General features: G+C 57.9%; 6 protein-coding genes and 1 pseudogene. 3 read left to right on the forward strand and 4 right to left on the reverse strand.

Annotated features, from left to right (window positions below):
• Positions 1-278 precede the first annotated feature (278 nt).
• Positions 279-2,045, forward strand: a complete 1,767-nt coding sequence (locus ABIB80_RS38940; RefSeq protein ID WP_354129613.1) for an alpha,alpha-trehalose-phosphate synthase (UDP-forming) — start codon at positions 279-281, stop codon at positions 2,043-2,045.
• A 986-nt stretch (positions 2,046-3,031) separates the two neighbouring features.
• Entirely contained in the window at positions 3,032-3,208 is a 177-nt protein-coding gene (locus ABIB80_RS38945) for a hypothetical protein (protein ID WP_354129614.1), read from the forward strand.
• A 448-nt stretch (positions 3,209-3,656) separates the two neighbouring features.
• Here ABIB80_RS38945 and ABIB80_RS38950 read toward each other — a convergent pair whose 3' ends face one another.
• The 3 genes from ABIB80_RS38950 to ABIB80_RS38960 form a co-directional block, all read right to left on the reverse strand.
• Positions 3,657-4,169, reverse strand: a complete 513-nt coding sequence (locus ABIB80_RS38950) for an Hcp family type VI secretion system effector (protein ID WP_354129615.1) — start codon at positions 4,167-4,169, stop codon at positions 3,657-3,659.
• Between the two features lie 193 nt (positions 4,170-4,362).
• Complete coding sequence (locus ABIB80_RS38955) at positions 4,363-4,722, reverse strand: hypothetical protein (protein WP_354129616.1); 360 nt, start codon at positions 4,720-4,722, stop codon at positions 4,363-4,365.
• 22 nt (positions 4,723-4,744) lie between these two features.
• The gene (locus tag ABIB80_RS38960; protein WP_354129617.1) at positions 4,745-6,226 is read right to left on the reverse strand and encodes a type VI secretion system Vgr family protein; all 1,482 of its coding nucleotides are present in this window, start codon (positions 6,224-6,226) and stop codon (positions 4,745-4,747) included.
• Between the two features lie 1,675 nt (positions 6,227-7,901).
• On the opposite strand from ABIB80_RS38960, the gene ABIB80_RS38965 reads away from it, so the two are divergent.
• Entirely contained in the window at positions 7,902-9,302 is a 1,401-nt protein-coding gene (locus ABIB80_RS38965; RefSeq protein ID WP_354129618.1) for a hypothetical protein, read from the forward strand.
• 211 nt (positions 9,303-9,513) lie between these two features.
• On the opposite strand, the pseudogene ABIB80_RS38970 reads toward ABIB80_RS38965, so the two are convergent.
• Positions 9,514-10,108 (reverse strand): annotated as a pseudogene (locus ABIB80_RS38970) (IS630 family transposase); the annotation flags it as partial.
• Positions 10,109-10,213: the final 105 nt, after the last annotated feature.

Here is a 10,213-nt window from a genome sequence, read left to right on the forward strand (position 1 = left end):
CACTGGGAGCCGGAATCACTACATTGCGTGGCCCGCCCGTCATTCTAGCCGACGCGCTGTGTTTGGTCGCAGTCGAGGAAGGCAAATCGTCGATGCCGGTCGGGTACCAGGCTGCGGATCGCAAGTGATCAAGCTTACCGAATGGGCCGCGCGATCCAAGTAGCAAGACCGAATGCCTGAGCGCGTGCGTCATTTTGGTTCATCTTTCTTGAGGCGATGATCAAGCCATATTTATTGAACGGAAGGGTAACGGTAGCTCAGACGCAAAAGGATGACTTGTGACCCTCGTCGTCGTGTCGAACCGGGTTGCCAGCAGCGATGTCAATGAACCCAAGATAGGCGGTCTTGCAGCGGCGCTGCTCCCCGTGGTGCACAAATCCGGAGCAATCTGGGTGGGGTTCTCGGGCCAATTGGACGATGGTCATGAGAAGGAGCCGCCTACCGAGACGCACGGCGGAGGCAGGCTTGTAAGGCTGGATGTGCCCGCCGAGGATTATCGCCGCTACTACGACGGTTTTGCCAATTCGGCACTATGGCCGGCCTTGCATTGGCGCGCAGACTTGGCTCGCGCCGGCGCCTCGGAGGAGGATTACGATAGCTATCGCAAGATCAACGCCATCATGGCGCAAGAACTGGACCGGATCAAAGAGGCGACGGCGTTCTGGGTGCACGATTATCATTTCCTTGCTCTCGGCAAGGAGCTGCGCAAGCTCGACATCAAAAAGCCCATCGGTTTTTTCCTGCACACGCCATGGCCGCCGCGCGCTATAATAGAGAGTGTGCGCCATCATGACGAACTGATCGGGGCGATGTTGGATTACGACCTGATCGGCTTTCAGACCGAGGAGGACCGGACCAACTTTCTCGAGTATCTCGGCACCGATCCCATGGTAAACATCAACGGCTATGTTGCGACCTGTGGTCATTGCCAAACCCGGTGCCAAGTGTTTCCGATAGGCATTGATGTGGACACGTTCACGCAATGGAGCGCGGACGCCGTCTCGGAGCCTTTGATCTCTTACATACGACACGGCCTCAACAGTGAAAGGATAGCAATCGGCGCCGACCGGATCGATTACTCCAAGGGTATCGAAGAACGCCTACATGCTTTAGATCGCCTATGGACCCAAAACCCCGATCTGAAGCGGAGTATCTCGCTATTGCAGATCGCGATCCCGTCCCGCATCGGGAATCCGATCTACAAGCGGTTGCAGAACGATGTCTCGGATCTCGTCTGCGACATCAACAGCCGCCATCGTAAGGACAACTGGATTCCGATTAGCTATGTCAAAGAGGGCTTCAGCCAAGCCGCACTTGCGAGTCTGTACCGCGCCGCGGAGGTTGCATTGGTAACGCCGTTGCGTGATGGCATGAATCTGGTGGCGAAAGAATATGTCGCGGCGCAAGATCCGAAAGATCCCGGCGTGCTGATCTTGTCTAAATTTGCTGGCGCTGCCAAAGAGCTGGAGCAGGCGCTGCTCGTCGATCCGAACAACATCGACGACATCGCAGACAAGATTTCGATGGCAATGTCGATGTCGCCTGGCGAGCGCATTTCGCGCTGGCGCGACATGATGGCTAGACTTAAAGCATATCCCATCGCGCGATGGAGCGAGGACTTCGTTACGGAGTTGAAGAAAACTCCGACTGAGAAACTCGCCGGCCCGTTCGGTCCGCGGAATGTGGGGGAGCCTAGCGGCTCGAAAGGGAAGGTCGAGCGGACGTTAGCCGGCGGGTCGAGTCGTTTGGACCTGTCGCGGCAGTTGTCACGTCCGGCGTCCGATGTGACGACTAGGAGATTAGATCATGATTTCACGAACATAGTAGGCCCGAGCTGGAACCATGGTCCCCAAGCGGCCCCGGACGTCCTGCTTGGCGTCCTGAATAGAATGGCCGCGTTCCCGAGGCCGTTGCAGGCAACGACAAGTCTTTACATCCACGGTCATTCCTACATGGCGCAGTTGGCTGCGGGGACAAGGGAGGTGACCCTTAACAATCCGCTAGGCGTCAACGTTATTCTCATACCGCAGCTTAAGGGCGGCTGAACAGCTCGTCTGGACTGCAAATCGTCCCTAACGCTCTTCTTCTATTACCCATATCTATCTGTGTCTGCTGATCGGCTTGAGCGGAAAGAATCACTTCTGATTCCTTCGCGAGCATTCGAGGCGCGAGAGAGCTTTAAGGAATCAATTGACCGAAGGCTGGCTGCGATCTCTGCAGAGAGCACATAGCACAATGTGTGTCGCTCGTCTGCTGAGATTGAGTGAGGGCCAAGGCAGTCACCGCTCCTACGACAGGTTAGCGAAGTGGCATCGATGCCGTAGGCTTCGCGCGAGCGATGTGTTACATCGCGATTGGCACTGGAGCAGATGGTTCTGATCTCGCTTCGTGTCGCCGCCGACATCGCGGCAGAATTCTCGGCTCTTGCTGTCAACCAAGGCGCCAAGTCCGCGCTGTTGCGTCACCTCATTGCAGACGCAATAAATGCGCCAGCACGGAGCGGGCGGCGTTGCGGATTCGGGTGAATCCGATGAGCCTGGACGTCGACGACCGTCTCTTAGGGTGAGGGCAAACAATCTCCCGAACCACGATGTGAACCAGCCGCTGCTTGGTGCGTGTGTCCGTTGACGGTGCATTCCGAACCCGCGGCAGATCATCTCAAGTTGCAGGAGCAGGGCGCGGTCGATCCTTGCACTTTCCGGCGATGCGGCGCGCCGCTCCTTGATCCGCCTCTCAAGCTCGGCAACCCCGCTCCAATGCGCCATTTTAGCGCGCCTCGAGTTCACGGGCAAGGAGACGCTTCGCCGGATCTACCAGCTCGTATCGGCTTGCGGCGTAGGACGCTTCGTTTCGTAGGGTCCGACTTCAGGCTTCCCGACGGCGGCAGTGATTTCTTGTCTCGACCGCTGAACCTGGCCGGACGCCAATATCGCTGCTTCAAAAGCCCGATCGGAGACAGTCTCACGTATTTTTAGCGCGACGCACGATCGACCCGCACTGCGCCGATGCCTATACATAGGTCGGCACCGACATGGGCATCGTCGCCGCGTTATTGATAACGATGGGCATTCCCTTTGGCTTGGCCAAAGACCACGGGCATCATCTGCCTGCAACGACCGCAGCGCATCAAGCCGGTCAGCAGTGCACGTCCCCGCGCGCCGATTTCCGCGAGCAATTCTTCTTCATGTCCGTCAATCACGACCCATGACGTAGAACCAACAGTACGATTGTGAGACCCTGTTCGGCTACACGCGCGATACTCGGTCCGAACACGAGCCGATTTGGTACATCGGGACGCCTAAAACCGTCAATGGAACCGGGGTATCTTTGTCGCATGTCGACGTTGTACGTCGGACAATTTGTCTGATCAGCAGGCATATGAGCTCGCTTGCTCAATCGGTTCAGCCTCAATGCAACAATCAGCAATGGTAGCCAATGCTAGCGGCCTATCTAACATCTGTTGAGCAAGCACTGTCTACACACTGCCATCAAGCAGACCCGGCATAGCCAACCGGGAGCTCTGCGACGCCTCGAATGTACGCCCTGCATCCGCCATTTCCCGGACGGTGCTTGCGACAAAATTTCGGTCCTTGGTTTGGCGGGGAGCATAGCGCGTCGGGCCGCAAAACGGCGACAGCGCGAACGTCGCGGCGTTGTCACCATTTATCCTCGCCGCTGGTGCTGCCCGGCACGTGCTCCCATTTTACTTCTTTGTAGGTGAACGACCAGTCTTCCATGTTCTGAAAGAAGTTGTTCTGCGGATTGATTGTCAGCGGCACATAAGCCTTGCCCTCCACCAATGTCGCGTTCTTCCAGGTTATTTTGAAGAAGTTCTGCGGCTGCGGCAGGCCCCCGGGATCGGTGCGGTAGAACTCGCAGACCACGTTTTCGAGCACCTCGTTGGTGGCCAGCGCCTGCCATAGTAGCGGCGAGGCCCGATCGAAGAATTTCGTGAAGAGCACAGGCTGGTGGTTGCGAGAGCCCGTGGCGACACCGCTCGTCGTGTCGCGCGGAACGACGACGCCGCTGGTGAAGGCGACCACGGTGATCTTCCCTTGCTTATCAGAGGCACCCTTGGCGACCTGCCCGATGCTGTCCAGCTTGGACGCATCCTTGGAGATGTCGCCCTGCTTCTTTCCCTTGATTGTCATGTAGGCTTCAAGTGACACGTTCGTCTCCCAGTCTCTGGCCTACCCGGCACATACTTGCCCGATGAACCTCGCAACATCCGTGCCAGCAGCCGTGTGCAGCCGACACCTGAATTTTCGGGCCTACCCGACGATAGTCAATTGGGGCGGGGCAGGTCTCCAGGCACCGGCACCCGTCACGAGAAGACCTCGTCGTATGCAAGACAGCAATCCGTCACGGCATGACAGGCGCGACCTGTTCCAATTGACACTCGATATCGAGAAAGGCACGCGTGGCAACATCGAGTACAGCCTGTCCCTTCACCTGGTACCCTATGCGGTTATCGACAACGGCATTGCCCAGCAGCGCGTAGACGATCACGGTGCGAGGACCACGTTGTTTCTGATGAAGACAGCGCGTGGATAATTTGAGACGCAATTCTCGTCCGTCACGAAGCCGTTGCGAAAGAATGCCATCGGTCGACGGCGACGGTATGTTGATCGACACTGCCGGCAGGATGGTCGCGCGTGCCGCATTGGCGACCGCTTCCAATAGCGGGTCGATCTCGTGAGTCGCTGGTCGCCAGGAGGTCATAAGCCGTCATGAGGTGACGAAATCATGCAGGTCCGTCGTAAATCTCGATGGTGGCGCCAGATTGCGACTTGAGGCGATTGAACAAAGGCGCTTCCGAAGTCACACCTGCCTTCATGTCGGGGTTATGGACCGCCCCGATCACGACTGGCCGATCAATATCGCCGTTCAAGTAGCCGACCAGAACTTCAGTTCCGGGGACTAACGGATAATGCAAGCCGGTTTGATTCGGACCTACATAAGGTTCGAGCTTGCGCACGTAGTCGCTGCCACGTCCTTTTGCCAGTTCTTCGGCGAATGCCAACTGCACCTTGTAGCGGCCATGGTCGTCGATCTCGGCCCGCCCGTTCAAAGCTTCTCCATCGACTGTGGCGGTGTGGAGGCCGACGCCCAGAGGCACAGGCGTCATCACAACCGGTCGATAAGGCACGTCCGCGCGGATGCAATGGATCATGTTCTGGTAGGCTCGCCCATCCTGAGCGAACGCGCGGAATCCGGTCGGTGCCGGGCGATAGGCCGAGTGGTCCGCGGCGATGACGAGATATTCACCATCGAAACGGGGATGGCCCTGCAGTTCGAAGATCACGCCAGCTCGCAGCTCCGGTGCGTCGCTGTGGGCGATGTACATTGTCTGGCCGGCGCAGATCTGCTCGGCACGGATCCGGGCCAGCGTGGCCGCTTCTGCTTCGTCCGCAAAGTGCCCGCCGAAGCGCGAGGCTTTGCCCAAGAAACCGCTGCCTTGTCCGACCTGCTTATCGACGGACACGACGGAAGGCACCGTCTCGTCGTAATCGTGGAGCGCGATGGTCTTTGTCGAGAGAACCCGGCGCTGTCGGAATGACCGAACGGCGCTTTCGTCGACGCCTCGAGATACCTTGCGCTCGTATTGGCGCGCATAGAGGAGCGCCGACTTGGCGCCGAACCCGACCTTGGGGAAGGCCAGATTCTTGTCGCCGAAGACGACGATGTCACCGTCTTCTTCCTGCTTGAAGAAGTAAAAAATTCCGTTTCGTTCGCAAAGGCGGGAAATGAACATCAAATCACTTTCATTGTATTGCACAACATAACTTCGCTTGGGATAGCGATCGAGATTGTATTCGGTGGGAACGCTGATGCTCACCTTGTTCAACTGCTGTTTAATGATGTCATCGACGCCCATGGGTTCGCCAGGGCCATAAATGCGGCTCGCGATGGAGAGCTCGGCAACAGCAAAGCGCGGCCGTAGGACGAACTGGAGCACTCGTAGGCCAGTCACCGTCGGATCGAGTTCCTCAACTTGGGCGCACAGGCCCGAGGCAAGCCATCGCCCGCACGCGGTTTTGACAGACAGTTTGGCGCGCTCGCCTATCAAAGAGCCGGTATCGACATTGCTCGATGTCGTGGCGTAGATCACGTAACTGAACGGCAGTGAAATGCACTCTGTGCCTTCGAACCCCTCCACGTCGAGCTCAATATTGGGCTTGCTGCAAATGTCCAGATCAATATTGAGATTGGAGTCGTTGTTCATCTGTGCACCTTGTCAAACTCTGGCAGTGTTAGGCTTGCTTGTCACAGGTGCCGGGGAGCGAGGGTCGTTTGTGAGCCCGAAACACTGAACGCTGGCGATATGTTACCTTGCTTAGTCGTTACGACCGCAAACTGCGCCGATAGCAGAACTTAATAAAGCCAAACACGGGCCTGCCGAGATGCGGGACGAAGTCGCCGACCGGCTCGATCGTGGGAGTTTAAGGCCTGAAGCGACACCCGCCCGTCCGCTGGCGAGATGGTGGGAGGCCGGCCCGGTGTCTCGTTGCAATCCATCATGTATCGCGGTCGCCTAACGGCGCCGTTATGAATGTCCGAACGGCGCATCTGGCGCATGGTTCTGAAGAGTTCATCGTTCTCTCCAGCCGCTCGGAGCGCAAGCTGCATCTCACAAGGTGAGCCTTGCTCATCAGCATGGATTCGACATCCGGGTGTCGCATTCGAATTCCTGCAGCGCTAACATTGCTCTCCTCCTTCGCACCGTAGTTGCAGAGCTGCTCGGTAGACCCGCGCGCTTGGTGTATGCGCTCTCAGATGCAGATACGCCGGTTTTCGCGATGCACACGGGTTCAAGTGAAAGAGAGCATCGTTTGCGTTGCTCCTCTGCGTGTCCTCGCCAGTTGGCGTCGCTACATCTCAATAGCAACAGCCGTGCCAATGACGTCTCCGGATTTGAGCTATTGATCGCCTTGAAATAATTGAGATTTGCCGAATGAGCGTTCAACCTGACAAACGCGCCCACCCCCTGTCAGACTCTGAACAACAGTCGAGCTGAACGCACCCTAACAAGGTCTTTCGGCGGCATCTCGTATTCGTCGCTCGACAAGATCAGCTATTTTTCGAACTGACCTGCAGAGGGACCGGTCCAAGACGATCAGCATGTGACGTGGCGCGCGAGGCCACCACAGAGAGGCCTTTCGACGGCTGATGCCGAGCCTGTTTGGTGGGCCACAGCATTGAACACGGTACTTCGGTTCTAAGACCGCCCAGCAAACAGACATGTCGATCGTTGAGCAAAAGTGTTTGTGACCGAACAGACAGTGCAGATTGGTGTGGTTCACTTCTGGAGATCTCGTGTGCTAGCCTGAGCACTTCAGAAAAGCGCTGCGTGCCTTGCGCTCCTAAGGGGGGCGCGTTATCACCACTTCAGGCTAGACGCGGCACGGAGGATTGTGACTGCTGCCTTCGAATCTCCTTGGAGGCGAGGCCGAGATAACCCGGAGCGATCGAAGCGCTGACACTGCAACGGGGCAGGACAACATGGCTCCGGTCCCTGCGCAGACAAGGAAAGGGTCCGAGGAGGCAGAGGGTGGGCCGCAGATGAGCCGCCGACTTGAGCTTCTCGTCGGTCGGGATTATACCGCCGTGATCGACTCGTTATCGTTTCGGTAGAATTACCTTCTATGGGCGAACGCGAGAACCAGTCTCGAAAAGTCGATGGTCAAGTCGCCATCGCAACATCCATCGCCCTGCCGAACGACGAAGTGTGGGCGGTTGGAAGATTGATCGCAAGCAAGCTGGAGCGGTGGCGAACGTGCTGCTTTTCAGTTCGGAGCATCCGGTAGGAAGGCTCCCCAACCAAACTGACGCGACGTGCGCGCTTCGCATCGAGCGAGGATGCCTTACCGCTGCAGTTGCACCTTTTACCGGAGGTTCGCGTGAGTGACAGCAGCGGCGTCTCCGATCAGTGGCTTCCCCTCTATGCGGTGGATGTGCCGCTTTATGAGGACTTCTGGAACTGGCTTGCTTCGAAGCTCCCCGAAGCCCGCTCCCCCCGCGCCGACATTGCCGCAGGCGATATGCACGATTTCCTTGGGTGGATCCGTGAGACTGACAGACCCCCAGTGGCCGACCGGCTTACGCGGCCGTCATTGGATACCGACGTGCAAGCCTATGCAGCCGACTATATAGGGCGCGATGCACCGGAGATTGGCGGGTTTCGTAATCGTCTCCTGAACTTGCGAGATATGCTTCGGGACCTGCATTTTGAGAACTGGGCACGTGAGAGGAATCTGACGTTTCAGTGCTTTGATGGAGCCGGGCCTTCGTCAGCTAGCCGCAGTAGCAGCGATATCGCCGACAACAGTGATAGCACTGGCGGCCATAGCAGCAGCGGCTCCAATCAGGTGCTCGGCCCGTGTGAGGTGGACATGCCGCTTCATCAGGACTTTTGGAATTGGCTTAGAGAGAAGCTCCCGAACCGCCGCTCCCGCGGCGCCAACCATGCTGCAGAGGATTTGTACGACTTCCTCGAGTGGATCCGCGAGACCAACAGGCCCCCAATGGTGGACCGGATTGCGCTGCCGTCGTTGGATTCCGACGTGCAAGCCTATGCAGCCGACTATATAGGGCGCGACGCACCCGCGATTGGCGGGATTCGTAACCGTCTCTTGAATTTGCGAGATATGCTTCGGGATTTTCAGCGCCACGTTCAATTCGAGGAATCGGCCCGTACGCGCGGTGCGATGTTTCAACGCTTCGAAGTCGCCGGCCCATCGTCATCACCACTGGCGCCCACAATGCCCTCGGATCGACCGTCCCTGGCAGCCGCCGCAGGGGCTAGGCATGCCGAGCGTGACTTCGGGGCTTATGTCCTCCCCGGTTGGAGGGGCGGCCTTGCCCCGGACCCACTGATCGCGGAATTGCGAGAAAGCGGCCTCCTTCCGGCGGTTTTGCGGCCAGAAAGTGTGCTCATCAACGGTATGCGATATGCTGCGGTATTGCGGCCAGGGCGGGTGCCCGTGACTCCAAATAATCCGGAAGGCAAAAGCTTTATTCTCACTCCTGGATACGGCGAGTTAGGACTGCAGCCCCTGCCTCGAGTCCAGCAGATGAATGAAATCGAGCCATTCCCCGATATCGGGGCGAGCGTCGGCAATGACTGGATTCACGGCCCCCGCGTGGCCGACGACTTCCTGATCGGCATACTGCGAGCGTTCAGACTTCTGCCGACCCCTGAAGTTCCAATGCCATGCTTCTACATCCACGGTGAGCGATACACAGCCGAAACGGGACCAGACGGGCGCATCCTTGTCATCCATCGACGCAAAGCTTGCTGAAGGAGCAGTTGGGCTACAAACCGCCCTGGAGTGGAGCAGATGATCGGCATCGGCATCTTATGAACTATCCGCATGGCCGGGCTCACGGTTTGCCGGTGCAACAAGCGATCGAGCTGCCTCCTGGCGCGGGCCAAGACCAAGGTTGGCTCCCTGGCAGCGGAGGTATTCGCCTCGTCCGTGACGCTCGTATACAGAGATTGCTTGATCTAAACTAATCTCGTGACTCTAACGCTTGTTTCGCCCGGGCGACTTTGTCGAGGATTTGGCTCGCAGACTTGGTCCGGACGAACGGTATGGGATCGGCATAGTGGTTTTCCAGGTATTGCATGATGGCGCCTTTCAGCGCAGCGACGCGCTTAAAGGTGCCGCGGCGGATGCGGTTTGGGGTGATCTCGGCAAAGAAGCGCTCAACCATATTGAGCCAGGACGCCGAGGTGGGCGTGAAGTACAGGTGGAAGCGCGGATGTGCCTTGACCCAGCGTTTCACGGCCGGGGCCTTATGCGTGGCATAGTTGTCGACGATGAGGTGAAGGTCGAGACACTCGGCGATCTGTTAGTCAATCAGCTTGAGAAAGCGCAGAAACTCCTGATGCCGATGGCGTGGCATGCACGTCGCGATGACCTTGCCGTCCAGCATGTTGAGCGCTGCAAACAGCTCGTGGTGCCATTGCGTTTATAGTCATGGGTCGTCGTTCCGGCGCGGCCCGTCTTCATCGGGAGGCCAGGCTGAGTGCGGTCGAGGGCTTAAATCTGGCTCTTTTCATCGACGCAGAGAACCAGCGCCTGTCCGGCGGATCGAGATAGAGCCAGTTCATAGTCGTCCGTTAAGAAGCCGAATTGAGCGGGGCCGGACAGGCGGGCGTGCGCCAGAGCTGGATCAGGAACAGGCACAAGAGTTCTCTGAGCCAGGC

It is taken from the genome of Bradyrhizobium sp. i1.15.2, assembly GCF_040548425.1.
In the GTDB taxonomy this organism is placed as follows: Bacteria; Pseudomonadota; Alphaproteobacteria; order Rhizobiales; family Xanthobacteraceae; genus Bradyrhizobium; species Bradyrhizobium canariense.